27 protein-coding genes and 2 pseudogenes are annotated in these 25395 nt (G+C 50.7%); 20 read left to right on the top strand and 9 right to left on the bottom strand.

What is annotated here, in order from left to right; genetic code table 11:
• Positions 1 to 71: 71 nt before the first annotated feature.
• Complete coding sequence (locus ACE41H_RS12245) at positions 72 to 284, bottom strand: hypothetical protein (RefSeq protein ID WP_375355551.1); 213 nt, start codon at positions 282 to 284, stop codon at positions 72 to 74.
• A gap of 152 nt (positions 285 to 436) precedes the next feature.
• On the opposite strand from ACE41H_RS12245, the gene ACE41H_RS12240 reads away from it, so the two are divergent.
• The 6 genes and pseudogenes from ACE41H_RS12240 to ACE41H_RS12215 form a co-directional block, all read left to right on the top strand.
• A complete protein-coding gene (locus ACE41H_RS12240) occupies positions 437 to 1156 on the top strand; it encodes a M50 family metallopeptidase (RefSeq protein WP_375355550.1) in 720 nt (239 codons plus the stop codon).
• Positions 1153 to 1905 carry a YwaF family protein gene (locus ACE41H_RS12235; RefSeq protein ID WP_375355549.1) on the top strand — a complete coding sequence of 251 codons (753 nt, stop codon included), beginning with the start codon at positions 1153 to 1155 and terminating at the stop codon, positions 1903 to 1905. The genes ACE41H_RS12240 and ACE41H_RS12235 overlap by 4 nt, the downstream gene beginning before the upstream one ends.
• A 199-nt stretch (positions 1906 to 2104) precedes the next feature.
• Positions 2105 to 3499 carry an N-acyl-D-glucosamine 2-epimerase gene (locus ACE41H_RS12230; protein ID WP_375355548.1) on the top strand — a complete coding sequence of 465 codons (1395 nt, stop codon included), beginning with the start codon at positions 2105 to 2107 and terminating at the stop codon, positions 3497 to 3499.
• Between the two features lie 81 nt (positions 3500 to 3580).
• Positions 3581 to 4036, top strand: coding sequence for an NUDIX hydrolase (locus ACE41H_RS12225; protein WP_375355547.1), 456 nt, complete (start codon positions 3581 to 3583; stop codon positions 4034 to 4036).
• A 134-nt stretch (positions 4037 to 4170) separates the two neighbouring features.
• Complete coding sequence (locus ACE41H_RS12220) at positions 4171 to 4353, top strand: NUDIX hydrolase (RefSeq protein ID WP_375355679.1); 183 nt, start codon at positions 4171 to 4173, stop codon at positions 4351 to 4353.
• A pseudogene (locus ACE41H_RS12215) lies at positions 4298 to 4432 on the top strand (class A beta-lactamase); the annotation flags it as partial. The gene ACE41H_RS12220 and the pseudogene ACE41H_RS12215, both read left to right, overlap by 56 nt.
• Before the next feature lie 93 nt (positions 4433 to 4525).
• Here the strand turns inward: ACE41H_RS12215 and ACE41H_RS12210 are convergent.
• Entirely contained in the window at positions 4526 to 5707 is a 1182-nt protein-coding gene (locus ACE41H_RS12210; RefSeq protein ID WP_375355546.1) for an MFS transporter, read from the bottom strand.
• A 69-nt stretch (positions 5708 to 5776) separates the two neighbouring features.
• A complete protein-coding gene (locus ACE41H_RS12205; protein WP_375355545.1) occupies positions 5777 to 6067 on the bottom strand; it encodes an ArsR/SmtB family transcription factor in 291 nt (96 codons plus the stop codon).
• Between the two features lie 154 nt (positions 6068 to 6221).
• On the opposite strand from ACE41H_RS12205, the gene ACE41H_RS12200 reads away from it, so the two are divergent.
• The 6 genes from ACE41H_RS12200 (at position 6222) to mle (ending at position 13943) form a co-directional block, all read left to right on the top strand.
• A complete protein-coding gene (locus tag ACE41H_RS12200) occupies positions 6222 to 6773 on the top strand; it encodes a PadR family transcriptional regulator (protein ID WP_375355544.1) in 552 nt (183 codons plus the stop codon).
• Between the two features lie 35 nt (positions 6774 to 6808).
• Entirely contained in the window at positions 6809 to 7957 is a 1149-nt protein-coding gene (locus tag ACE41H_RS12195) for an MFS transporter (RefSeq protein ID WP_375355543.1), read from the top strand.
• 122 nt (positions 7958 to 8079) lie between these two features.
• Positions 8080 to 9780: an alpha,alpha-phosphotrehalase gene (treC, locus tag ACE41H_RS12190; RefSeq protein WP_375355542.1), complete on the top strand. Its 1701-nt coding sequence runs from the start codon at positions 8080 to 8082 to the stop codon at positions 9778 to 9780.
• Between the two features lie 40 nt (positions 9781 to 9820).
• Positions 9821 to 11812, top strand: coding sequence for a PTS system trehalose-specific EIIBC component (gene treP, locus ACE41H_RS12185; protein WP_375355541.1), 1992 nt, complete (start codon positions 9821 to 9823; stop codon positions 11810 to 11812).
• A gap of 134 nt (positions 11813 to 11946) precedes the next feature.
• Positions 11947 to 12678, top strand: a complete 732-nt coding sequence (treR, locus tag ACE41H_RS12180) for a trehalose operon repressor (protein WP_375355678.1) — start codon at positions 11947 to 11949, stop codon at positions 12676 to 12678.
• Between the two features lie 419 nt (positions 12679 to 13097).
• Positions 13098 to 13943: an alpha/beta fold macrolide esterase gene (gene mle, locus ACE41H_RS12175; RefSeq protein WP_375355540.1), complete on the top strand. Its 846-nt coding sequence runs from the start codon at positions 13098 to 13100 to the stop codon at positions 13941 to 13943.
• Between the two features lie 93 nt (positions 13944 to 14036).
• Here the strand turns inward: mle and ACE41H_RS12170 are convergent, their stop codons facing one another.
• Positions 14037 to 14762 (bottom strand): peptidylprolyl isomerase, encoded by a 726-nt coding sequence (locus ACE41H_RS12170; protein WP_375355539.1) that lies wholly within the window; start codon positions 14760 to 14762, stop codon positions 14037 to 14039.
• A gap of 305 nt (positions 14763 to 15067) precedes the next feature.
• Positions 15068 to 15325, bottom strand: coding sequence for a YqkE family protein (locus tag ACE41H_RS12165; protein ID WP_375355538.1), 258 nt, complete (start codon positions 15323 to 15325; stop codon positions 15068 to 15070).
• A gap of 129 nt (positions 15326 to 15454) precedes the next feature.
• Between ACE41H_RS12165 and ACE41H_RS12160 the strand changes: the two genes are divergently transcribed.
• The 4 genes and pseudogenes from ACE41H_RS12160 (at position 15455) to ACE41H_RS12145 (ending at position 19023) form a co-directional block, all read left to right on the top strand.
• Entirely contained in the window at positions 15455 to 16711 is a 1257-nt protein-coding gene (locus ACE41H_RS12160) for an MFS transporter (RefSeq protein ID WP_375355537.1), read from the top strand.
• Between the two features lie 70 nt (positions 16712 to 16781).
• Positions 16782 to 17642 carry a carbon-nitrogen hydrolase family protein gene (locus ACE41H_RS12155; protein WP_375355536.1) on the top strand — a complete coding sequence of 287 codons (861 nt, stop codon included), beginning with the start codon at positions 16782 to 16784 and terminating at the stop codon, positions 17640 to 17642.
• A 4-nt stretch (positions 17643 to 17646) separates the two neighbouring features.
• A pseudogene (locus ACE41H_RS12150) lies at positions 17647 to 18303 on the top strand (GNAT family N-acetyltransferase); the annotation flags it as partial.
• Positions 18304 to 18351: 48 nt separating this feature from the next.
• The gene (locus ACE41H_RS12145; protein ID WP_375355677.1) at positions 18352 to 19023 is read left to right on the top strand and encodes a GNAT family N-acetyltransferase; all 672 of its coding nucleotides are present in this window, start codon (positions 18352 to 18354) and stop codon (positions 19021 to 19023) included.
• A 112-nt stretch (positions 19024 to 19135) separates the two neighbouring features.
• On the opposite strand, the gene ACE41H_RS12140 is transcribed toward ACE41H_RS12145, so the two are convergent.
• Together ACE41H_RS12140 and ACE41H_RS12135 are read right to left on the bottom strand one after the other, a co-directional pair.
• Positions 19136 to 19396, bottom strand: coding sequence for a hypothetical protein (locus ACE41H_RS12140; protein WP_375355535.1), 261 nt, complete (start codon positions 19394 to 19396; stop codon positions 19136 to 19138).
• A gap of 217 nt (positions 19397 to 19613) precedes the next feature.
• Complete coding sequence (locus ACE41H_RS12135; RefSeq protein WP_375355534.1) at positions 19614 to 19910, bottom strand: hypothetical protein; 297 nt, start codon at positions 19908 to 19910, stop codon at positions 19614 to 19616.
• A 145-nt stretch (positions 19911 to 20055) separates the two neighbouring features.
• Here ACE41H_RS12135 and ACE41H_RS12130 point away from each other — a divergent pair, with 145 nt between their 5' ends.
• Positions 20056 to 20358, top strand: coding sequence for a hypothetical protein (locus ACE41H_RS12130; RefSeq protein WP_375355533.1), 303 nt, complete (start codon positions 20056 to 20058; stop codon positions 20356 to 20358).
• A gap of 106 nt (positions 20359 to 20464) precedes the next feature.
• Positions 20465 to 22375 (top strand): ATP-binding protein, encoded by a 1911-nt coding sequence (locus ACE41H_RS12125; protein ID WP_375355532.1) that lies wholly within the window; start codon positions 20465 to 20467, stop codon positions 22373 to 22375.
• A 99-nt stretch (positions 22376 to 22474) separates the two neighbouring features.
• Here the strand turns inward: ACE41H_RS12125 and ACE41H_RS12120 are convergent, their stop codons facing one another.
• Both ACE41H_RS12120 and ACE41H_RS12115 read right to left on the bottom strand, forming a co-directional pair.
• Positions 22475 to 22714 (bottom strand): NHLP leader peptide family RiPP precursor, encoded by a 240-nt coding sequence (locus ACE41H_RS12120; protein ID WP_375355531.1) that lies wholly within the window; start codon positions 22712 to 22714, stop codon positions 22475 to 22477.
• Positions 22715 to 22754: 40 nt separating this feature from the next.
• The gene (locus tag ACE41H_RS12115) at positions 22755 to 23696 is read right to left on the bottom strand and encodes a hypothetical protein (protein WP_375355530.1); all 942 of its coding nucleotides are present in this window, start codon (positions 23694 to 23696) and stop codon (positions 22755 to 22757) included.
• 232 nt (positions 23697 to 23928) lie between these two features.
• Here ACE41H_RS12115 and ACE41H_RS12110 point away from each other — a divergent pair, with 232 nt between their 5' ends.
• Together ACE41H_RS12110 and ACE41H_RS12105 are read left to right on the top strand one after the other, a co-directional pair.
• A complete protein-coding gene (locus tag ACE41H_RS12110) occupies positions 23929 to 24666 on the top strand; it encodes a hypothetical protein (RefSeq protein WP_375355529.1) in 738 nt (245 codons plus the stop codon).
• A gap of 357 nt (positions 24667 to 25023) precedes the next feature.
• Positions 25024 to 25395, top strand: a 372-nt coding sequence (locus tag ACE41H_RS12105; protein ID WP_375355528.1) for a transposase, incomplete at its 3' end; no start/stop codon positions are given.

Here is a 25395-nt window from a genome sequence, read left to right as displayed (position 1 = left end):
GTTGAGGTCCTTGTTGATATTAATTTGATTACATTACTGCCTCTTAAATAACGCTTGTCCATTGAACAGGTCTATCTTCTTAACTCAAAAAACTCACACCGGTTGCGATCGTGGTACGCGAGGTCGTCTACGCCTGACTGGATGACAACGGTTGTGTCGTCGAAACGGATGACGCAGCCGCCGGAGCCGACGAGCTGGTCGTTCTCGAAAATGCGGACCGGAAGGTGGTGGTCGATGGCTTCCTGGAAATCTCCATCCGTCCACAGCTTGCGGTTAGTTGGCATAAAAGATGGTCTCCTTTGTGAAATAAATACGGCCCCGAGTTGCTGTAGGCTTGCTCTTATCATAAGATGAATATAACGGTTCGGGCAAGCACTCTTCTGATCATGTATTTTTGGCTGCCCAAGCATAACCGGGAAAGGTTGGCGATTCCGCTTTGACAAAATGGCTCAAAACGCTGCTGCTGCTGGCCGGAGCCGCCCTGCTCACCCGGTTTATTCCGTTCTCCCATATATTCAGAACGCTGGACACGATGATCCACGAATTTGCTCATGCCGTGGTCACGCTGATGATGTCCGGCCAGGTGCAGCGGATTGACCTGAACGCGGACCACAGCGGTGTTACTTATACCTTAATGATCTCGCAGAGCAGTTCGATTCTGGCCTCCCTTGCCGGATATACGGGGGCGTCTCTGTTTGCCGTGCTGATGTTTTATTTGCATGCCCGGCAGCTGCACAAGTGGGGTTTGGGAATCATAACGCTGATTGCGGCAGTCATGATCCTCCTCTATGTGCATGAAGGTTATGGATTACTGTGGCTGGCCGGTTTTATCGTGCTGAATACCGTCATTATGCTGGCAGGGGGACGTACAATAACCAAGCTGTATTACTTGCTGCTGGCCTTCATCACACTTGAAGAGTCGGTTGCGGGTACGATCATCATTCTCACAGCATCGCTGCTCAGCCCATCGCAAGCGGGGGATGCTGCTAATTTGGCGGCCTGGACGCATGTGCCTGCATGGATATGGTCTGTATTATTCCTGTTGTTTTCACTGTTCTGTGCCAGAGCAGCCATCGGGCAGTTTCTGCGCAGACGAAAGCCGGGCATGGAGATGCAAAAAAGAGGCCTTGGCTTCATAAGGGGGAGATCCGGTTGAGAGAACAGCCTTCCTGGCTTGACGCTCATTCCGGCGAAATATTTCAGTCGTTCTCGCCGCCGCATCTGGTCTGCATTGGCATTATTGCGGCTGTGGTGTGGCTGCTGTTTGTCCTGCGGCACAGCATTCGCAGCCGGGCCAGATTGCGTACGCTGCTGCGCTGGGTGCTTGCCGCGCTCCTGCTGGTTTCAGAGGTATGCCTGCATCTCTGGTACATTCATCAGCAGATATGGGACGCAAGCCGGACCCTTCCGCTGGAGCTGTGCAGCATTACGCTCCTGCTTTCCATGGTCATGCTGGCGACGCGCAGCCGTCTGCTGTATCAGTTCCTGTTCTTTGCCGGCATAGCCGGCGCTCTGCAGGCTGTACTTACGCCCAATCTGGCGTATGAATTTCCGCATTTCAGGTATATCCAGTTTTTCGTTGCCCACGGGGCGATTATCCTTGCCAGTTTATATATGACCTGGGTTGAAGGGTACAGGCCCACCTGGAAGTCCGTTGGACTGGCTATGCTGTTCCTGAACGTGTGCGCGCTGCTCGTATGGATTGCCGATGTGCTGCTGGACGCCAATTACATGTTCCTGCGGGGCAAACCGGATACGCCGTCCCTGTTGGACGTGCTCGGACCCTATCCTTATTACATAATCGTTGAGGAGGCCGTGGCCTTCGTGTTCTTTTCGTGCATGCTGCTGTTGTTCAGGCTGCTGTCTGGTAAAAGGGAAAGCGTATCAGAGAAAGTAACGACTTGAAGCCCGGAGGCTTGCTGCAAGCAAGCCTCCGGGCTTTATTTAAGATTTTTCCGCTTTCGCCGGGGTGGTCCTGCACGGGGCTCCTTAGTTTCGGTATTTCATACCCTCATGACGAAGTGAATGAATCATACAGGGATAACCATAATGTATAGAAGGGCTCCCTTTACCAAGGCAAACCTATTCAATCAGGAGGTCACCCATGTCACAAAACGTCAATGGAACAGAACATGCAATCAAGCCCTGGGCCTTACAAGGGCCGAGTATTCAGATGGATCCGCTGTTTCCCTATTATGAAGGCAGGTCTGCGGAAAGTGTGGCGGAGGAAATCGAGTGTGCAGGCTACCGCACAGTTCATTATTTTGTCGTACAGGAACATAAAATACATACCCGGATTATAGATGCCCTGCAGCGGAGGGGGATCGCGGTGTGGGCGATGGTGCTTGGCAACGGCTCTTTCGGCGTATCGCATCTGCCTCCACAGTGGAGCAGTTGGAAGATGGAACTGCTGCGGGAGCCGAAGGACAGCTTCCAGCGGTTGTCCCATTTTGCGGAGGAATATGTGCAGTGGAAAAAAGCGGCTGCCGCCCGCCTGGTATCGGAAGTACCTTTTGACGGGTTTGAAGTGGCCGAGCCGTACTTTCCCGAGTGGAACGGCTTGCGCAGCGGAATTTATGGGGATGTCGGTCCGCACGCGCAGCGTGCGTTCAAGGAAAGGTATGGCACGGAAATGCCTGAATTCCGCAACAAGTGGGCCGCAAATTATTACCGCAGGGTACCGCAGCTTTACCGGCGGTGGGTTGAGCTAAGGGTTGAAGCCGTAAACGGACTGATTGACGAGCTGGTGAACGGCTCCGGCGGCGTGCGGCAGGCCAGGCCGGATATCCGGATTGCAACCTGGTCGCTGGCGGTAAGGGACAGACGGGGATTGGCGCCGGCCAAGCTCCGCGAGTGGCAGGGGATTGATGCCGTTGAAATGATCCGCCGCGTGCGGCCGGATATGCATGTGCTGCAGACCCACTGGCCGGACTGGATGCGGCCGAAGCTTGCGCCGGACTATATTGGGGAGTATAAGCGCTTTGCCGATCCGATCCAGGCTGCTTTTCCCGGGCTTCCGCTTGGTATACAGACAGATATCGGATCACTGGAGCGGATGATCAGAGGCAGGGATTGGCTGACAGCATTCAACTCGTCAATACGCGGGCAGGGATACGATGCCTGGACAGCCTATGAGTACCATTTGGGCGGTTATATGTACAATGAGCCTCCTGTTCCGGTAAAGACTGCCCGCTCCGGTGATGACGAACTGGTCATAACCTTCAGCAAGCGTATCGCCGCTGTTGGTCCTGAGTCGATTGGGGTGTACGCGACCACACCGGATGGAACCCGGGAAGCTTTAAGGCTGAGAGCAGCCGAAACGGATGGGAACCGTCTTTTTCTGCAGGCGGAGAAGCTGCCAGAGAAGGCATTTGAGCTGGAGGTGCAAGGAATCCGGGATACACCGGAGCTGTGGCTGTTCAAGAATCGGGCAGGACATCAGATACCTGCGGAACATACAGTCCAAGTGGAAAGTCGCAATGTTATGACAAAAGAGTGATGGATTCTACTGGCAGATAAATACATTTTCGTATATTGTAATTTACATACCAAAACCTTCATATGAAAGGGAGTCGTCCCATTGGGATATATAAGTGAAATTCGGAAATTAGTTGGCTCAAGGCCGATTATTATGGCGGGAGGTTGTGTGCTGCTGCATCGCAACCGGGAATTGCTGCTCGTGCGCAGAGCAGATAATGGGTTGTGGGCACTGCCGGGAGGATCGATGGAGCTAGGGGAAAGTCTGGAAGAAGCAGCTGCACGGGAGCTAACTGAAGAGACGGGGCTGACTGCCGCGAAACTTGAACTGCTTCATGTTTTTTCCGGGAAGGATCTGTATTATAAATACCCAAACGGTGATGAAGTATACATTGTTGTTGCCGCTTATGAATGCACTGAATTTACAGGGGTACCTGCGGAAGACGGGACTGAGACCGGAGAGGTGCGTTTTTTTGCCTTTGATGAAATACCGAGCGATCTGTCACCGCCGGATATACCTTTAATCAACAGGTTTCTTGATAAGATCACAGGGAGGTAGAGATATTGCGCTACAGAGCATCTTCTTTGTGAGGATCCTCCATATTGCTGGAAGAGTTTCCGGAGGAAGACGGGGTTATCACATTTCGCCCGGTCGGCGGTACCATTGAGTACGGAGAAGACAGCAAATCGGCTGTGCAGCGAGAGGTAAAAGAAGAGATCAATGTTGATATCATAGAACCTAAATTAATCGGAATTATTGAGAATATCTACCCTTTTGATGGTCAAATCGGTCATGAGTACGACTTTATCTATGAAGCTTATTGCCATCATATGGCCGCCGAGCCGGGAGCCGATCATCATCGCCGTATTGTCTAGCCGTGATGCACAGGATGCCGAGTATGACAATGCTTTGATCGCCCAGGCGGCCAAGACAGCATTGGAAGCCCTGGAGTAATTGCGAAGAAGCCTCCGAAATGGCGGACCACTCTTCTCAAGCAGAGTTGGTTCCACCCTTTTCACGAGGTGACATTTTGGACATTGGGGTCATTTATGATGCAAGCTCCTTCTTTGCTTGTGCTTGATTGTTCATAATACCGCTGAATATAAAACATAATAACGAACCGGCATAGCAAGCAGCCGCAAACAAACCTACGATGGAAAAACCGTTAAAAGTCGCGTAAAGCAGACCTGCGATCCAAGAACCGAGCGTTGTCGCAGCGTACATGATCGAATTGGCCAAGCTGGAGATCGTGCCGCGGATGGTCGGATTTAATGAATTCAACATGCCCAATATGAGTGGAAAAGCGATGCCCATGTTAACGAATATGAAAAAGTAAACACCTTCGAAGGCCGCAACCGATGGCAGGTGAGGCAAAACAATGAAACATGCGATAGAGACAAGAAAACCCGCAACCAGCGTATTGAAACGGTTTAATTTTTTGATCACATAAGCACCGCCGAAGCTCCCGACTATATTCCCGAGACCAAGAAAAAACATTACGTACCCTGCTTGATCAATTGAAAGGTGAAAGCGGTCTGTCACCCATTTTCCAATGAAAGAAAAGGCAGCAAAGAATCCGCCTTGAAATAAGAAATGAGCGAGGAAAGCCCTTCTCGCCAATGGGCTATTCAATAGGGGGAGGTATCTGCTGAAAATCGGAGTCTTGGTTTTTGGGTCTTGATTCGGTTTCATTGCGGGTAAAGCATAGAAGATAAATACCGCGACCAATAATGCACATGCTCCGATAGTGAAAAAAGGATAAGACCAATGGGTGGAGGCAAGCAGGCTTCCAATAGGGATGCCGAACGCTTGGGATGCGGCCAAGCCTGCCATGACGATTCCTGATACTTTGGCGATTTTGGATGGTGGGAACAGAGCAGGGATCGAGGCCCAGACTTGAGGCGCCGTAAATGCAGCGCTGACTCCGGCTAAGAAGCGGAATAAGAACATCGACCAAAACCCTGTGGCAAAGCCGCATAACATGGTCGAAACCGCGAAACAGACCATGCCGGAGAGCATGACTTTTTTGCGGTCCCAACCATCGGAAAGAGGTCCGGCAATCAGTGCAAATAGGGCATAACCTAAAGCATAAGCTCCTACCATCCAACCCGCATATTCGGTCGGAATATGAAACATATTTTGAAGCGTGGGGATGAGCGGAGAAATCAAAAAAGTATCCGTGCCGATCACAAACATGACCAGGAAGAACAAGGTCGTTAATTTAAACATGTTATTCACCCTTTTTAATAGTTATAAAGTTCAAAAACTATTGAACTAATGAAGAAAAAAAATTTCCGTCTACAACGTATCCAGAAATCCAGGTAAGTAAGTGTGAAACGTCTCTAAATCGATACTCATATACTTCGCTTGAGCTTCTTTTCGTACCTTGATCAATTTCGCCTCCTTTAAAGCACGTAAGTGATACGAAGTATTCGATTTCGTAGTATCGCGAATGTTCCCTACTTCTCCACAATTCATCTCCTTCCTGCTGGTGTATAGAGCTCGTATGATGTCCAATCTTGTTTCATCCGCTAATGCCTTAAATATTTTGACTCGGAGCTCATCATTTATTATTTTTTGAGTAGTCATAAAACCATTGTACTAAGATATCGCCACAAATCAAGCCTAAAGTGAAAGAAAGCGGTATTTTCTTTGGCTGAATCATGATGAAGTTGTAGACACATATATCGAATCGACATATAATATATATCGACAAGACATATATGAAATGGTGTGAGCGAAATTGTACGAATTATTTATTCTCGGAGAACTGATGACTGGCGAGAAGCACGGCTACATGCTGCAGGATGTTCTAAAAAACTCCGTCGGGCTTGGACGGAAGATCAGCTCGGGAACGCTTTATCCGCTTCTGTCCCGCATGACGGATGCCGGATGGATCCATCTGCGTGTGGAGGAGGAGACGAAGGGGGGGAGAACGAGAAAAATATACGGCATTACAGAGGCAGGGACGGAGCGCTTTGTGGAGCTTATGGCGGCCCCCTTTGATTCGGATTGGGACATTGAGACACAGTACACATTCCGCTTCAAAATGGTCTATTTCCAGTATGTCACCAAAGAAATAAGGATGGAATGTCTGAATCAGTATATGCGGCTTCTCATGAAAAACCTTAAAACGGTATCAGACTTCGAGTATTATCTTTTGGCGAATAAACCGGAACCGGAGAAGCAGCGCGTTCAGCTGCTGCGGGTCTTTGATCACCGAAAACGGCTGGCAGAGACGGAGATCCAATGGATTAAGGAAGAAATTGAACGGGTTCAGGCACAGAAAAACTAGCGATCTGCTAAAACAAACCTGCAGGGAGGATGCAAATGGACCGAATATGGACGAAGTCCTTTATCCTAATGACATTAGCCATGTTGATGCTGTTTATGGGTTTCTATTTATTATTGCCTACGCTGCCGCTTTTCATTAAGGAAATGGGGGGAAGCGAGTCGCAAGTAGGCGTGGCGGCAGGTGCTTTTACGATAACGGCAGTATTGCTTCGTCCATTTGTGGGCGGATTGCTTGACCGTTATGGCAGAAGGCCGTTTATGATCAGCGGGCTGCTGATTTTTATCCTGTCTATGTATCTTTATGATTGGGTAAGCAGCATGGCGGGGTTGTTTGCTCTTCGCATACTCCATGGTGCGAGCTGGGCGCTTGCAACGACGGCGGTCAGCACTTTAGTGACGGATCTGATTCCGGAGTCCCGCCGGGGGGAAGGCATGGGATGGTTCGGTATGGCGATGACTTTGGCGATGGCGGCGGGACCTATGCTCGGTGTGTGGGTGCTGGAAAATGGGTCGTTTCATGCGATTTTTTGGGCTGGTGCAGGACTTTCTGCAGCAGCGTTTCTGATCGTTTTTCCTGTCCGTGTCCCGTTCAAGCCAAAAGAAGGGTCGAGAAAAATAGAAATTTTTGATAAATCCGTGCTGCCCGTCTCCCTTTCTGTGTTTTTCCTCGCCGTTGCCTATGGTGGGATCACTACATTTTTACCGTTATTCTCGGAATCGATCCGGATTAATCCAGGCACATTTTTTCTGGTCTATGCCATCGCTTTAACGTTAGCCAGGCCGATCGCAGGCAAGTTGTCCGACCGGATCGGTCAGGGGTATGTGGTCGTTCCAGCGCTCATCATTACTATATCTGCACTGATCATCCTAAGCCTCTCCAACGGGCTGCTTCCGGTGGTTATTGCGGCAGCGCTCTATGGGATCGGATTTGGCTCGGCGCAGCCGGCTCTGCAGGTGTTGAATTTGCGGCTTGTTCCTGCTGATAAAAGAGGAGTAGCGAACGCCGCGTTCATGACTGCGTTTGATCTTGGTATCGGGCTGGGCTCCATCGTCCTCGGGTGGGTATCCCAGCTTACGGGATATTCTATGCTGTTCGGCGTTTGTGCCGTCTCGGTGGCTGTTTCCGCACTGGTATTTATGATCATGCACTCCAATTTGCAAAGAAGAAAAGGACAATTGGGATAGAACGATAAAATATCCATTGACAACTTGTATATACAGGCATAGAATTAACTTGCTTGTATATACAAGTTTTTTTGGATTTAGGGAAATCCATTTTTCATTACATGATAGTGGGGGCTTCTATAATGAGCAATACAAAGCAACAGGATTGGTGGAGAAAGCTTACGGTCTATCAGGTGTATCCGAAGAGCTTCAAGGATACGACAGGCTCGGGCTCAGGGGATATCAAGGGATTGACCGGCAAGCTTGATTATTTGCAGGATCTCGGGATTGATATCGTCTGGCTGCAGCCGGTTTATGTCAGTCCGCAAAATGATAACGGTTACGACGTAGAAGATTATTACAGCATCAATCCCGAATTCGGCACCATGGAGGATTTTGAAGAGCTGGTCTGTGAGCTCAAAAAACGCGGGATGCACTTGATGATTGATATTGTCGTCAATCACTCTTCTACGGAACACGCATGGTTCAAGGAATCCAGGAAATCGAAGGATAATCCGTATCGGGATTATTATATATGGAGAGACCCGGCGCCTGCTGGCGGACCCCCGAATAACTGGCAATCCAAATTCGGCGGACCGGCATGGCAGTATGACGAAATGACAGGGCAGTATTATCTTACGCTGTTTGACAAGACCCAGGCTGATCTAAACTGGGAAAATGAGCAGCTTAGAGATGAAGTTATCAAACTGATGACCTTTTGGGCGGAGAAAGGTGTGAGCGGTTTCAGGCTGGATGTCATCAACCTGATCTCCAAAAATCAGCAGTTCCCTAATGACTTTGGTCCGAACCAGCCGGCAGACGGGCGCATCTATTACACCGACGGGCCGCGTGTTCACGAATTTGTGAAGGAACTGCACGAGAAGGTATTCGCTCCATACAATATAGTGACGGTCGGAGAGATGTCTTCCACAACGCTGGAGAACTGCATACGTTATTCCGACCCGGATGAAAAGGAATTCTCCATGACCTTTAACTTCCATCATCTGAAGGTGGATTATCCGAACAACAACAAGTGGGAGCTTATGCCATACGATTTCGAGCAGCTGAAAAGCCTGCTGTCCAAGTGGCAGCTCGGGATGCAGCAGGGCGGGGGCTGGAATGCCTTGTTCTTCAATAATCACGACCAGCCGCGCGCTGTGTCTCGTTTTCTGGATGACGGGCAATATCTGGCCGAAAGCGCCAAACTGCTGGCAACGACTCTGCACGGACTGCAGGGGACCCCTTACGTATACCAAGGGGAAGAGATCGGCATGCCTGATCCGCAGTGGAACAGCATAGCTGAAATCAGGGATATCGAGTCCAGAAATATGTATCGGATTTTGCAGGAACGGGGTAAAACAGACGAGGAAGCATTTGCTATCATTCAGGAGCGTTCGCGGGACAATTCCAGAACCCCGATGCTGTGGGACGACAGCCCGCAGGCCGGCTTTACCGGCGGCACTCCCTGGATTAAAGTTGATGAACGTTACCCTTCGCTCAATGTGAAACAGCAGCTGGCGGATCCGAACTCCGTGTATCATCATTACCGCAAATTAATAGCTCTGCGCAAGCAGATTGAGGTATTCACGGATGGAAATTATGAGCGGCTGGACGAGGGCCACCCTCAGACTTTTGCTTACAGTCGCAGCAACAGCAGGGAAACCTTGCTGGTCATTTCCAACTTTAGCGGGGATGAGGCTGTATTCGAGCTGCCAGACCGTTTCTGGAATACGGTGAAAGACAGACATGTGCAACTCTTGCTAGGCAACACAGACATTAAACCTGAACTGCTGCAGCGGACAAAGCTGACTCCGTTTGCTTCATATATGTGGATTATACGGTAAACAACAGACCAAGATACTTAATTCAGAGGAGGAGAGTAAAATGGCGATTGATAAAAAGGATGTAGAGCTGATTCTTCAGGCCGTCGGTGGTAAAGAAAACATCGAGGCGGCCACCCACTGCGTCACCCGGCTCAGATTTTCGCTTTATGATGAAAGCAAGGTGGATGAAGCCGCGCTTGAAAGCAATGAGCTGGTCAAGGGGCACTTTTCCACCCAGGGGCAATTCCAGGTGATTATCGGGCCTGGTATTGTCGACCAGGTATATGACGAAATGATGAAAATCACCGGCGGAGAGCGGGTTTCCAAGGATGAGCTGAAGAACATTGCGAGCAAAAAGCAAAACCCGCTTCAACGGGCTGTCAAAGCGCTGGCGGATATTTTTATCCCCATTCTGCCGGCGATCGTTACTGCAGGTCTGCTGCTCGGGATTAACAATATTTTAACAGGACCGGGCATTTTCTTCGCAGGGCAATCCCTGGTGCAGGTCTATCCCGAGTGGAAGGATTTCGCGTCCATCATTAATACGATTGCCAGCACGGCATTTACTTTCCTGCCGGCTCTCATAGGGTGGTCTGCCGTCACCCGTTTCGGGGGCAGTCCGCTGCTTGGCATCGTGCTCGGACTGATTCTTGTCCATCCGGATCTGCTGAGCGGTTACGGCTATGCTGATGCCAAGACGAACGGTACTGTCCCTGTCTGGAATCTGTTCGGCTGGGAAGTAGAGAAGATTGGTTACCAAGGTCAGGTGCTGCCTGTTCTGGTGTCAGCTTATATTTTGGCGAAGATTGAAGCATTTATGAACAAAAGGGTGGCTGACGGGCTGAAACTGCTGATCGTCGCTCCCGTAACGCTTTTAATTACAGGCTTTCTGGCCTTTACTGTGATCGGGCCCATTACGTTTGCCATTGGAAACGCAATCACTTCCGGACTGGTGTATATCTTCGGTCTGGCTCCTGCGCTTGGCGGCCTGATCTATGGCGGATTGTATGCGCTGCTTGTCATTACGGGCATGCATCATACCTTTCTGGCAGTCGATGTGCAGCTTATCGCTTCCCGTGGCGGCACCTTTCTATGGCCGATGCTGGCCCTGTCCAATATCGCACAGGGCGCGGCGGCGCTGGGCATGATGTTCGTATTTAAACAAAAGAAAAGCAAGGGCCTGGCCGTGACGTCTTCGGTTTCCGCTTTTCTGGGAGTAACAGAGCCTGCCATGTTTGGTGTCAATATCAGATCTAAGTTTCCGTTCATCTTCGGTATGATCGGCTCGGCCATTGCCGGTGTTCTGCTGTCGGTGAATGGTGTGCTGGCGTCCTCCGTTGGCGTCGGCGGTATTCCCGGTTTTCTGTCCATTTACCCTAACCAGTGGGGTGTGTTCTTCCTGGGCATGGCTATTGTATTGATCATTCCGTTCACCGCTACATTGCTCTATGGCAAATGGACGAACCGCAAAACACCAGACCATGCGGATAACGGCACCCCTTCCGAACCGGAGGCTGCAGAACATTCCGGGGCGACAGCTGAACACGGGCATGCAGCCGTTTCTGAAAGTGCAGACAACCCAGAGGCTGTTCTGGAGATCCGGTCTCCATTGTCAGGGAAAGCGGTGGAACTGGCGGAGGTACCCGATCCTGCCTTTTCAAGCGGTGCCATGGGGCAGGGAATTGCTGTGGAACCGGCAGAGGGCAGAATTACGGCTCCTTTCGACGGTGTTGTGGCCCATGTGATCAAGAGCAAGCATGCCGTGATGCTGGAGCATGCCTCCGGCGTTCAGATCCTTATTCACGTCGGAATCAATACGGTGGCTTTAAAAGGCCGCGGTTATACCGTCCATGTTCAGGAAGGGGATGTGGTCAAAGCCGGCCAGCTGCTGCTGGAGTTTGACCACGAGCGTATCAGGGCAGCCGGATTTCTGATGATTACGCCGGTTATTCTGGCTGGCGGGCAGGAACGAATTGAGCGGGTGGAAGAGATGCCGCTTGGCGAGGTTCGGGGCTCGCAGGATATTATTCTTAAGGTTCATCTTAAAGATTAAAAGCCTGTTCATGTGCGCTTCCAACAGCGTCTCTTCATAAGTTCTTAGAGCAGGGGAAAGTCAGTTCCTCCGATGCCGATGCCGGTAGCTGGATAATACAGAATGCCCATGTTAAAATGAATGCGGTGATCACATTGTATAAAAACATCTACTTGCAAATCTTCAATGACTACTCGGAGAAGATTCAGGCCGGGGAGCTGGCTCCCGGTACAAAGCTACCTTCGGAAAATGATATAACCGCTGAATATGAAACCTCAAGAGAGACGGTGCGCAAGGCGCTTAATTTGCTGGCCCAGAACGGATATATCCACAAGGTCAAGGGCAAAGGCTCTTTTGTATTGGATATAGGACGAATGGATTTCCCTGTAACCGGACTTATATCTTTCAAGGAAATGTCGGAAAAGCTCGGCAGAAGCACCAAGACTCATGTGTATGAGGTCAAGCTGATTCCCGCCTCCCCTGAATTGGCGAGACAGCTGCAGATTACTGCAGAAGAGCATGTCTGGAAGGTCGTAAGGTCGAGGGAGATTAAAGGGGAACGGATTATTCTGGATAAGGATTATATTTTATCCTCCATCGTCGGGTCTCTGAACAAGGAAATTGCCGGCCGTTCCATCTTTGAATATTTGGAGCGGGAGCTGCAGCTGAAGATCAGCTATGCCAAGAAGGAAATTTCCGTAGAGGAAGTTACAGACGAGGACCGCCGCTTGCTGGATCTGCATGATTATCAGCATATCGTCGTCGTCCGCAACTATATCTACCTTGAAGACACGACCCAATTCCAGTATACCGAATCCCGGCACCGTCTCGACAAATTTCAGTTTGTAGACTTTGCCCGGCGGGTGCATGGAGAAGAACAGAATTAAACCACTCAATGAAGGAGGGCAATCTCAAAAGTCTTAAAAGATGACTTGGGGGCTGCCCTTTTTTCTATTCATGTAGACAGTTCAAATTAGATATGGTAACCTGTTGTTAATTAAACGACAGGAGGGTTACGTGTGGTAAATTTTTCTCGATTGAGAAAGCAATGCAAATCACTGTAATTGCTGCTTCTCCTCTGTCTTGTGCAGAGTAATCGGGATAGGTTTGCCTTTTTCACGTGAGTCCGCCTTTCGTAACAGGTCACTCTTTGTTTTGGGGTGCTTCTTTTACATGCATATTATTGCATGTGGGTATTTTCTTTTGCGGACATATGGGCATTTCATATTTCGATTACACTGCACAGACATGACGATGTCTGTGTTTTTTTGTTTCGGATTATGCTTCAAGCAAAGGAGATATGACTATGAACGAACAGCTTATTAAAGTTAATGGTGTCAATATATGCTGCGAAAGCTTCGGAAATCAGGCTGACCCAGCCGTTTTACTAATCATGGGAGCCCAATCCTCCATGGTGTGGTGGGAGAAGGAATTTTGTCAACACATAGCTGAAGCAGGGCGTTTTGTCATTCGTTATGATAACCGCGATGTTGGGCGTTCTACGACCTATACACTGGGTCACCCAGGCTATACGTTTGAAGATATGGCTGATGATGCCATGGGTGTGCTGGATGCCTTCGGAGTTGACAAAGCCCATATTGCCGGCATGTCCATGGGGGGATTGTTAGCCCAGATTCTTGCTCTGCGGCATCCCGGCAGAATCCTGACCGCCACGCTCATCTCATCCTCGAATTTCGCTCCTGATCTTCCGCCGATGGAGGAGAAGGTGATGAACTTTTTTGCAAATGTCGGGACAATCAACTGGGCGAATGAACAAGAAGTAGTGGATTTTATCGTGGCCAGAGGAAAAATTTGCGCCGGGACCAGGCATCCGTATGATGAAAACAGGATTCGCCGTTTAGCAACTGAGGAAGTGCAAAGAAGCAGCAGTCTGGAAAGTATGAACAATCACGGCATGGTAATGGGCGGGGAAGCTTATCTGGCAAGGACGGACGAGATAGCTGTTCCTACTCTGGTTATTCACGGTACAGAGGATCCGGTGATCCCTTACGTACATGCAACATCTCTTGTCAAAACCATTCCCGGCGCAAGACTGCTGACACTGCCAGGGACAGGACATGAGCTTCATTATCAAGATTGGGATACAATCATTGAGGCAATGGTAGAGCACACATCGGCATCAACAGATTGATCCTGATGTACAAAGGAAACTAAAAAGAAGCAGGCTTGGTTCGGCATGCTGCCAGACCAGGCCTGCTTCTTTTTTTGGTTATGGCCTCCGATGTTATTGAACCTTCTCCGGTTCAGGATATTCCTTACCTAGTGTATCCACGGTAACCTTCTTCATCACCGGAGGGGTCTCCGGCTTGTCATTCGCGTCACGTGGCAGGTTCACGATTTCATTGACCACATCCATACCTTCGGTGACTTTGCCGAAGGCGGCATATTGACCGTCAAGGCTCGGCGCATCCGCAACCATGATGAAGAACTGGGAGCCGCCTGAGTCGAGATCGGCCGCGCGGGCCATGGATAGCACGCCAGTCGTATGCAGCAGATTATTTTCTACGCCGTTTGTTTTGAACTCACCTTTAATGCCGTAACCAGGCCCTCCGGTGCCATTGCCGTCCGGGTCGCCGCCCTGGATCATAAAGCCGGGAATGACACGATGGAAGGTGGTGCCGTCATAAAATCCGCTTTTCACCAGCGAAATGAAGTTGTTCACCGTATTCGGGGCAACCTCCGGGTACAGCTCAAGCTTGATTTGCTTGCCACTGTCCATGTCGATCGTCACTACAGGGTGTGAGGCGGCTCCGCTGGTATCGACGTTTCCGGTGCCGGAAGGCGTGGCAGAATCCTTCCCGGCGCCGCTGGCGGCTTGACCGCTTCCCGTTTGCGCTTGTCCTGTCGGGTCGCTGCCTGCCGCTGGCTTCGTGCCGCATCCGGCTACCGCGATCAGCAGCAGGGCAAACAAGCTCAGCAGCAGGGGATGCTGCATTCTTTTTTTCATCATAACTATGACCTCCGCTTCGATTAAATCTGAGATGGCTGATAACTTTTACATTTTCTATCATACCTTATAGTACGTGGAGAAGAAAAATCCGGGGATGAAAGTCCCGTCTCTTGACCATACTGCTGCTATTCCCGAAGAAAAGGGGCAGTGAACCATGGACATCAATACTAAGCTGATCAAAGGCCTGATTTGGGGCATTCTGTTCAGTCTGCCGGTCTGGATCGGGGTTCTGTATTGGATCAGGCATGTACTTATATTGTAAGCGCATTACTGAGTAAGCCAAAAACCCGTTAGGGGTTTCTGGCTTATTTGTGCTTCTTCCAGTCCGGGCTGCTGTTGTTCAGCAGGTATTCGAAATCATTTTCCAGCCGCTTCTGCTCGGCCTTGCGCGCCTCGATCACCTTTGCCCGTTCTTCCTCCTGGCGTCTGTCCTGCTCCGCCTTGGCCTCATTCGCCTGTGCTTTCAGTTTATCAAGCACTTCCGGGCTGAGCAGGTCCTTCAGGGTGGCGGGTTTGTCCTGTGGGGCTTGCGCCGGAGCTGTCGGTCTTCTTTTTTTAGCCATTGATCTCATCTCCATTCCCCATGATTATACCAGTTTGCCGGCCCCCGTTCCAAGCTCAGACAGGCGTCAGATGGTGGACATTTCCCGAAACTGGCGTAGAATGGAAGGCAACAGAAAGGACGTGTAATCATGGCATATTCTTGGAAGCGTAATCTTGCGGTGCTGTGGACCGGTGTATTCTTTTGCAGCACCGCCTACTCCATCTCCATCCCTTTTCTGCCGATCTTCATGAGCACGGATTTAGGGGTGACGGACCGGCTGGAGATTTGGTCAGGCATCGCCTTTGGCATTACTTTTCTGGCAAGTGCCCTTATTGCCCCTTATTGGGGCTCCCTGTCTGACAAATACGGGCGCAAGCCGATGCTGATCCGCTCGGGCTTCAGCCTGGCGGCGCTGTATCTTCTGAGCTATTTCGTTACTGATCCTTACACCTTCCTGGTGGTGCGGGTGCTGCAGGGGCTGCTGGCCGGGTTTGTCCCTGCATCGATTGCGCTTGTCGCCACCAATACACCTGAGGAGAAAACGGGTTATGCTTTGAGCGTCATGGCGACCTCCGGCGCGACCGGAAGTATTATTGGTCCGCTGATCGGCGGGGTGGTGAGCCATTATTACGGCAACCGGAATGCCTTTCTCTTCTCGGCCGCCGTTGTTCTGATTGCGGCCCTGATCGGGACGTTTGGAGCCAAGGAGCAAAATTTCAACCGTTCGGGAGCAAGGTCGCATGTGAGGGATGATTTGAAGCTGGCTTTTGCCAACCGGACCTTCGTCATTCTGCTGGGCCTGGTTGCCTTGAGTACTTTCTCAGTCATGATTCTGGAGCCGCTGATTACGGTATATGTGCTGGAGATGGGGGTCGACCGCAGCAGCGCCTCGCTGACTTCGGGAATCGTCTTTTCCGCGGTTGGTATAGCTACGGTGCTGATGGCACCGCGCTGGGGGAAGATCGGCAGCCGCATCGGTTACGGCAAAGTATTGCTCATCGGCCTGGTAGGATCGGGCATCGGCAATATTCTGCAGTTTTTTGTAACTGATTTTATCGGCTTTGGTGTGCTGCGGTTTGGCTACGGGCTCTTCTATGCCGCCGTGCTTCCGGCCATCAATGCTTTGATCGTGCAAGTTACGGAGCCGGATTTCCGCGGCCGTGCCTTCAGTTTGAACCAGTCCTCCTCACAGCTGGCCATGATGGCCGGCCCGATCATCGGCGGCATGCTTGGCTATCTGCTTGACATTCAGTGGGTGTTCGTCATCAACGGGGCGGCACTGCTGGTAGCGGCACTGTTGCTGTGGTTCAGGGGAAAGGGGATTCTGACTCCGTCGGCCAACGCGGCAGGACCGCTACCGGCAGCTTCCTCCGCAGGGCGTGTCAGGCATATGGACCGCCGCTGATTATCTGGAATATGAAAAACGTTCAAGTTATAATGGGCATGAATGTACACTGGTTGGTTAAGGAGGAGTTATGAGCAAAATCAGAGTGTCAGCCGTGCAGTACCATCTTCATACGATTCAATCGTTTGAGGAGTTTGCATTGCAATCGGAGCATTATATGAAGACAGCAGAGGAATTTGGCGCGGAGTTTGTGCTGTTTCCCGAGTTTTTTACCACACAGCTCATGTCCATCGGCGACAGCAAGGGCAATGCGCTGACGATTAACGATCTGCCTGATTTTACGGATCGTTACCGTGAGCTGTTTTCTTCTTTTGCCAAGCGCACGAATATGCATATTATCGGCGGAACTCATGTGGTGCGCAGAGGTGACCGTTTATATAATACAGCGCATTTATTTTATCCTGACGGCCGTATTGCTGAGCAGGCAAAGCTGCATATTACGCCAACGGAAGTGCATGAATGGAACATGGCTCCAGGTGACGGTCTTCAGGTGTTCGATACGGCAAAGGGCAGGATTGCGATGCTGACCTGTTATGATATCGAATTCCCCGAAATCGTGCGCATGGCCAAAGCCAAAGGGGCGGATATCATCTTCTGTCCGTCGTGTACGGATGACCGTCACGGCTTCTACCGGGTGCGTTATACGAGTCATGCCCGTGCGGTGGAAAATCAGATTTACGTTGTCCTTACCGGAACGGTTGGCGCACTGCCGACGGTGGATTTCATGAGAGCCAACTACGGACAGGCCGCTGTCATTACGCCGAACGATATTCCGTTTCCGCCGCGCGGCATCATGGTGGAAGGCGAACTGAACGATGATATGATCGTAACGGCGGATCTGGACCTGGACCTGCTGTATCAGGTGCGGGAGCGTGGTTCGGTGACGACGTGGAGGGACCGGCGCACCGATCTTTACACGGATTGGAGCTGAGCGGGTGTATTACAAGGAAATATACGTATTTGATGGGGAACGTCCCGTCAAAGCTGTTATCCGCAATTATGGACCGCAGGATTTTGACGGCATGATCCGCATCCAGCAGGAATGCTTTCCCCCGCCGTATCCTGCGGAGCTGTGGTGGAACAGGGAACAGCTCGCCTCGCATGTGGAGCGGTTTCAGCAGGGGGCGCTCTGTGTGGAAATCGGCGGTGAGCTTGCGGGCTCGGTGACAAGCCTGATCGTCGATTACGATCCGCAGCATGCCGGGCATACATGGGAAGAGGTGGCGGATCACGGTTATATCCGCACCCATCGGCCAGACGGCAACGCCCTGTATGTGATCGACATTGCCGTCAGACCGGCATTCCGTAAGCTGGGGCTGGGTAAGTGGCTGCTTTTCTCACTGTATGATGTGGTTGTACAGCTTAAGCTTGACCGGTTGCTTGGGGCGGGGAGGATGCCTGGCTACTATGCCCATGCTGACCAGTTGACCGCTGAACAATATGTTGATGCCGTACTCGCCGGGGAATTGAAGGATCCTGTGCTGACCTTTCTGCTCCGCTGTGGACGTATGCCCGTTCAAGTACTGCCAGATTATCTTGAAGACGAGCAGTCCTGTAATTATGCTTTGCTGATGGAATGGAGCAACCCTTTTCGCAGCAGGCAGTTTCCTGAATTGAATCGAAGCAAGGAGTGTGGGGATATGGAATATCATCGCATTACGAGTATTGAAGATCCGCTGTTCGCCAAAATGCACCGTCTGATGCAGGAGGTGTTTCCGCCTGAGGAAGTGCTGGAATACAGTCTGTGGAAAGAACCGCTGGAAGACCCGGGCATTCGCGTTTTTGTTGCTGTGCATGAGGGAGAGGTTGTGGGCGCGACGGAATACCGCTACTATCCGGATTTTAATGTGGCCATGACCGATTTCACAATCATTGGCAGACCCGGCCTTGGCATCGGTCGTTATCTCTGGAAGAACCGTCAGACCGACCTGCATGAGCTTGCGGCCCAAAGCGGGCAGAAGCTGTTTGGCATGTTCGCCGAAATCTATGACCCGTACCTGGGCAATGATCATGAATTCGGTGGTGTGAAGCCGATGAATCCATATGTGCGGCGCGAGGTGCTGTCCCACCTGGGATATAAGGTTCTGGACCTGGAATATGTCCATCCTTCGTGGAACAACGACGGGGAAGCGGTAGAAGGCCTGAACCTTGGCTTTATGCCTGAGGATGATAACATCTCTGAATTGGACACGAGGCTGGTAACTTCCTTTCTGCACCGCTACTACTCGGTGCTGCCGAACAAGCCGGAGGCATGGAACCGCATGGTGGCGGAGCTGGAAGCAAAGGATATGGTAGCTTTGCTGCCGATTTGATACCGATTGCAGCAAAACGCCGGAAACGATGAGTCTGGTTGACCTCGGTTCCGGCGTTTTCAGGTTGTATCGGGCTGCTGGCGTAACTTGCGCAGATGCTGTGTCTTTAGGCCTACTCTTCACGTTTAACCGGACTTGGAGACCCTGCACCGCGCGGGTGCTCTTCACCGATCAGGCCAGCATCGATCGTTGCAGCGAGAGCCGACGCTGCAGGCTCACGAGAGGTGCTGTCCGCTTCATCGATCAATTGAGTCGTGGCGGTTCCCACATGTTCCAGTTCATCGTCCGGGATATAGTTATCGTCTCCCGTCGGAGTCAGCTTCTTATAGCGTTCATAAGCCATATCGGCCTGGGTCAAGGGATCTCTGTACATGAGCCGCATCTCCTTCCTTGTAGAGGTAGTTCAAAAAGTCATCTTTTGATCACGAAGGAAGTCAGGAAGCGGACTCGACATCGAATCTTGAATTCAGCCGGGCCTTCCGGTGCTCACGTACCCAAACGTACGCTCCGCTCCTCAGTCCCTAGCTTCATCCAACCTTCTCGGTGCTGAAAACCTGACTTTTTGAACACGCACTTGTAGACTAAATCAATTATTCGTCTCCGTTAAAGCCGTTCAACAGGTCTGTACCATGAATGAAATCTGGGGGAGAGGACGGATCGACAGGGCTGTCAGGAGCGATATCATCGGCGTCCGGGACATTCTCCAAAGCCTCGTCTGGGCCTGCGGTCAGGTTCTCCCAATTGACCTCGGCATTTTGCAGCGAAGGCCCAAAATCAGGTGTTGCAGATTCTCCTTCCCCGCTGGCCGTACCGCTAACGGTGCCCTGCAGGGCTGGATGATCTTTGTTGGTTTCCTCCATGCTGTCAGCTCCTTCATATTGGGCCATCCGAGACAGCCCCTTATTCCGACCTTACCCACTGGCCGGGAACACTAAACTTTACAGCTATTGTGTGTGGCTTTACCGGACTCTATTCGGCTGGCAGAAAAGCTGGGTTGTGATATGATGAAGACCGATGGAGGTGGTAAGAACAATGGAATGGCTGACACTTCCCAGTATGCTCGGCCGCATCCGGATTGGACAGAAGGCTTCTACACCGGGGTTTGGACGCACCGTCATCCGCAGGCCGGATGGTCTTTATTGGTGCGGGGGCCTGCTTAACGGCAAAATCGTAGAAATCCGCGATTACCTGTTCTCGGATATCTGGACGCTCTATGAGGATGAGGAAAGCCTGCAGTGGATCAAATTCAGGGAACGCGAGGAGCATAAAGAGCGGGAAATGATTGAAAATCAGGTTGATGATCTGCGAACGAACACGAGAAACAGAGAATTTTAGCGAACGAGTCTCACAAGCAGGTGTGAGACTCCTGTGCATAGAATTAGTTAATGTGGAAATATGATGAAAGCTGGCAACCCAAAATGATGCTTGAGGTGCTATACATATGAAATACATGCCCAAAATTGCGGCGGTTTTCTGGATTCTGTTGCTGCTGGCAGCCGCAGCAGCTTCTCCTGCTTCCGCCTCCAGAGTGGTGTCGAACGTACAGACCATAACCAAATGGGATATGCTGTGGGACACTGCCCGACAGGAAGGCAGCCTTCCAGCGCCGCCTTCGGATCAAGAAGAGTGGGAGACGATAGGTTCTAATGAGGTGGCAGGCAACAAGCCGTCAGGCTCTTCTTCTGCATGGATCCGTATGGTTCTTCCGGAGTTGACAGCCGAGACGCCGGCCATTCTGCTGGAGAACATATACGGCAAGCATGTCATCATATACAAGGACGGGATTATTGTATATGAATCCTTCCGGTCCTATAACTATGAGCAGAATAAAATACTGCTGCCATTGGAACGTGAGGACAGCGGGAAAAGGCTATATATTTGGGCCGACAGTCGGCTGGACCGGTTGGGAATTAGCGGTGAAGTGATGACTGGGGAACAGCGTGAGCTGCTGGGCATCATGATTCGCAAGGATGTATTTGACGTTATCCTGGGAAGCGCCTTTATTTTAATAGCGCTGACGCTTGCGATTTGCTCTATTTTCCTGTTCCAACCGAACCGTTCCGTATGGCTGTCTCTTTGTACTGTTATTATGGCGATCGGAGTCCTGGTTGTTACCTATCCGCCTTTCCTGTTTACGTTTTACAGAGAATACGGGGAAATGTATTTGATCCTTTTTGATATGGCCTTATTTTTGCTGCCACCGTCATTGGCTTTATTTTTCGAGCAAATACTTGGGGATATTGTGTATATTCGCCGTTTTCGGAAATGGCTTACGTTCTATTCGATTGCCTGCTTTCTGATCATGATTGTAAATTGGCTGACGATGGACCGTTACTACTGGCTGTATTATGGTGTAAGCGTAACATTGCTTGGACTGCAGCTGATGGCCTTGCTTATTTGTCTGATGGTGGCCAGTCTTAAAAGGGCCTGGAAGGGAGACCGTGAGGCGATCATTTTATCAGTCGGCTTTGCCTGTTTTGCAGTCACTTCCGTAAGCGAGCTGTTTTGGTTTTATATCCGGCAGGGGCATTACAATCTGTTTCTTTGGAAGTGGGGAGTCATCGGTTTTGTCATTTCAGTCATTACGATTCTCGGCAGAAGGCTTGCTGAAAAGCACAGGCAAGTTGTGCAGTACTCACAGGAGCTGGAAATGTTCAATAATGAGCTGCAGCGGTCGGAGAAGATGGAGATCATCAGTGATCTGGCCGCTTCGGTGGCGCACGAGGTGCGTAATCCGCTTCAGGTTACCAGAGGATTCCTGCAACTGCTCAGCAGCAAGGAGGAGGAGGGCAAGAACAAGGACTATTTGAAGATCGCGCTTGAAGAGCTGGACAGGGCCTCCAACATCATTACCGATTTCCTCACCTTTGCCAAACCGGAATTCGAGCAGACCAAAATTTTGCATATTGACGATGAATTCAGACATATTGAAGGTATTATCAGCCCGATGGCCAACTTGCAGGGCGGCAAAATATCCATGGAAATACCTGAGGGGCTCGCCATTAAAGGCAACTCCTCCAAATTCAAGCAGGCTTTTATCAATGTTATCAAAAACAGCATCGAAGCTTTGCGGGATGAAGGACAGATTCATATTCGAGCCTACAGTTCGGGGGATGAGGTGTACATACATATTCGCGATAACGGAGAAGGAATGGATGCCCAGACGCTGATCAGACTTGGGGAGCCTTATTTCTCAAATAAAACGAAGGGCACGGGTCTTGGCATGATGGTTACCTTCCGGATCATAGAGGCCATGGATGGACGGATCACCTTTACGAGCGCGAAGGGAATAGGTACGGAAGCAACGGTCCGTTTTCCTGCTGCGAGCTCCGATTCTGCCCCCGAATCGTAATTCAGAGGCTGATATAACATAATAGCAAGCAGGGTACTCCTTGGCCTGACGGGCTGGGGAGTACCCTTTGTTAGCTTACAGCATTTGGTGGATTTCTTTTTACCACCTGAATTCTGGCTGAGTAGCGGCTGGAATCATCCGGGCAGGAGCAGGCGGAATAACCAGATACAGCTGCTCAGGAGTTTCTTGTACAGTTTTCAGCTGAATATGATCGGGAATGACGACCCCGAGCAGTTCACGGATGGCGGCTTTTGGATCCTCCATCAGCTTTTCACGGAAAGCCTGATCCTCCCATGCTTTTTGAATGAGCTGGTTTTGTGCGGCAAGTTCTACAGACATTTTTATCATCCTTTCTTCAAGATATAGTTTGGTGAAGCGGTTAGGAAGTACCTACCCTACGGTCTAACAGGTACTGCAGTCCTCCGCTCAGCAGGTGCTGTTTTTCTCTGGCAATGTAAGCCGCAGCCTGAACCAGACCCTCCGCTACGCCAATGGCAAAGCTTGTCAGACCGGGGATGGCCGGATTCTGCTCAGCAAGGGTGTGTGCCAGATCGGCCGCAGCGGCGGCGTAACGGCTTAATGCGTTTCGGGTATAAACAGCCTCTTCAATGTGTTCTGCGTGGATTCCTTGCATATACCCGACCTCCTGTTCGGCACTGATGAAAGACAAAAGACAGTTGTAGCTGCCTTCATGCAGATCCTCTCTCCAATCCGCCCAATCGTCGGCCATTTGCAGTACCAATAGCGCCTGATCCGTCATATCAGTGACTGTAGGAATGTGATGCTCCTGCCGCGAAAGCAGCAGTGCTCCGGTACCTGCCAGTTTAAGCGGGCTTGCTTTGCCGGAAATACCGGATCGGTTCTCCTGAAAATCGTCTCTATCGCCCTCTTGGGCTACGCTTGATGCCCATTCACCGACATAGAGCCTGTAATAATCCCAAAAGGGAGAGTCGGCCGGAAACAGTCCCCGGTATATGTCCATGCTCTCGGCCAGAAACAATTGTGCCAGAGCCAGACGGCTTCTCCAGTCGCCTGGACCTGTATCCATCACATCATCCTGCAGTAAAAAGGCTAACATGATATATACGTTGCCCAGAGACAACCGGCGAACCATTTCAGGCTGCAAACCGGCCATCTCATTGACCCAAAACGGGAGCAGATAGCAGATATAATTGCGGGTGCTGTTCTCCAGCAGCGGGTTGAATTGTGCTTCGTATTCCTGCCCCATCGTATTCAAAGGGGAGGGAAACAGGGAAATCCGCTTCTCCGCTTCAGCAAAAACCTGCTCAAGCTCATGCCTGTACCTTATGTACCATTCCATTTCCCCACCATCCGGATAACATCAATTTTTAGCGTCATTTCTGCTTGTTATTAGCATCTTAATCCTTGTCCTGTCTGACTGCAAGAGATGGTTTTCGTCAAAACCGCATATTATTCATGGTTAACTCCCATAATAAGACAACCGAAGAAGCGAAATTGCTCAATATATGACAAAGTTTTAAAGAAATTGCGGGAAAATAAAGTGAAAATAACTGGAAGGATGCGAAAAAAGAATGAACAAATTTATGTACATATGCGGATCTGCGAGTATGGCAGCCCTCTTGATGTGTGCGGACCCACTGACATCAGTTCATGCTTCAGAGGTGCACCCGCCTCATGATGTTCGCAAGGAAAAGACGGCCCCGGAAGTAAAGATGGCCCCAGGAGAAAAGAACGCTCCTGAGCAGAAAGGATCACACTGGTATTTCATGAACGAGGTTGCCAAGCTGCTGGGCATCACTCCACAGGAGCTGTCCGCTGAAATGGATAAGGGAAGCACGTTGGCGGAAATCGCGAAGAAGCGTCAGGGCTGGTCGGAGGAGCAGCTTGTTGCCAAGCTGGTGCCTGTGCTCAATGCCCGTGTGGACGAGCTTGTCAAGCAGGGGCTGCTGACGGCCGAAGAAGCCAAAGCCCGCAGGGCTCTTGGGGAAGCCTGGATCAAGCAGGCGGTGAACAAGCCGCTGCGGGAGCTGCACGGTTTTCATAGACCGTGGGGCAGGGGCTGGAGAGTAGGAGTCGACCGCGCAGCAGTGGCCCGCATCCTGAGCCTGACCCCGACACAGCTGGAAACGGAAATACGCAAAGGAAAGTCTATAGCTGAAATAGCGCAAAAGCAGGGCATCGGCGAGGAGGAATTGCTTCGCAAGCTGAAGGAAGAAATGACGGGAGACCTCAAGCGGATGATCAACCGCAAAGCGCCGATCACCTTTGAACGAACACCATCCAATGCACGGAAGACCGTGGCGGAGTGACTAACTCGGGGACAAAGGCGACCGCTCCGCTTTATCCGGAATTGCTTCGTTCTCTCCGCTGCTGCGTGCATCCCCACACTTATAAGTTACTCAACTTTCGCAGCATGAAATCGGCAAACAGGCCTTGATGTAACTGGGCAAAACGGAGATCCACTGCTGGAGTGACGCTGAATCAAAGCAGACAGCTTTTTTGCTAGCTTTCTTGCAAGAAGGGGATTCTCCCCCCTCAGAGTCTAGTAGCCAGAGTGAGATGGGTGTCTATAGGGTGGTGTCCGTTGCCTAATGCCTAATGCCCCGTGCTTGGTGCCTCTCCATACAGCCTTGCACGATTATCCCTTTTGATCAGAATGCGGAGGGTTGGGGCCTGGGGGAAGGAATAAAGAGAAACGAGAAACGAGAAAAGAGAAAAGAGAAAAGAGAAAAGAAAAAAAGAGGCAGCTCAAGTGGGATGTTCGGCTTGAAACAGGAACGTATGTTTGGTATAATGAGAAAAAGAACTTATGTTCGTGGATTATGGATTATGGATTATGGATTATGGATTATGGATTATGGATTATGGATTATGGATTATGGATTATGGATTATGGATTATGGATTCGGAGGCGAGCAGACATGGGAGTCCAAGCGGAAACGGAACTTCAACCCTTTAGCCGTCGTTATCACAACGAGCAGGCCTGTATGGAGGCATTGATCGCGATGAAGTGGCCGAACGGCTTCGTCTGCCCGCGT

The sequence above is a fragment of the Paenibacillus enshidis genome, assembly GCF_042136365.1.
Taxonomy (GTDB): domain Bacteria; phylum Bacillota; class Bacilli; order Paenibacillales; family Paenibacillaceae; genus Paenibacillus; species Paenibacillus enshidis.
The sequence above is the reverse complement of the archived record's forward strand: the minus strand, read 5'-3'. Positions and strand labels throughout refer to the sequence as shown.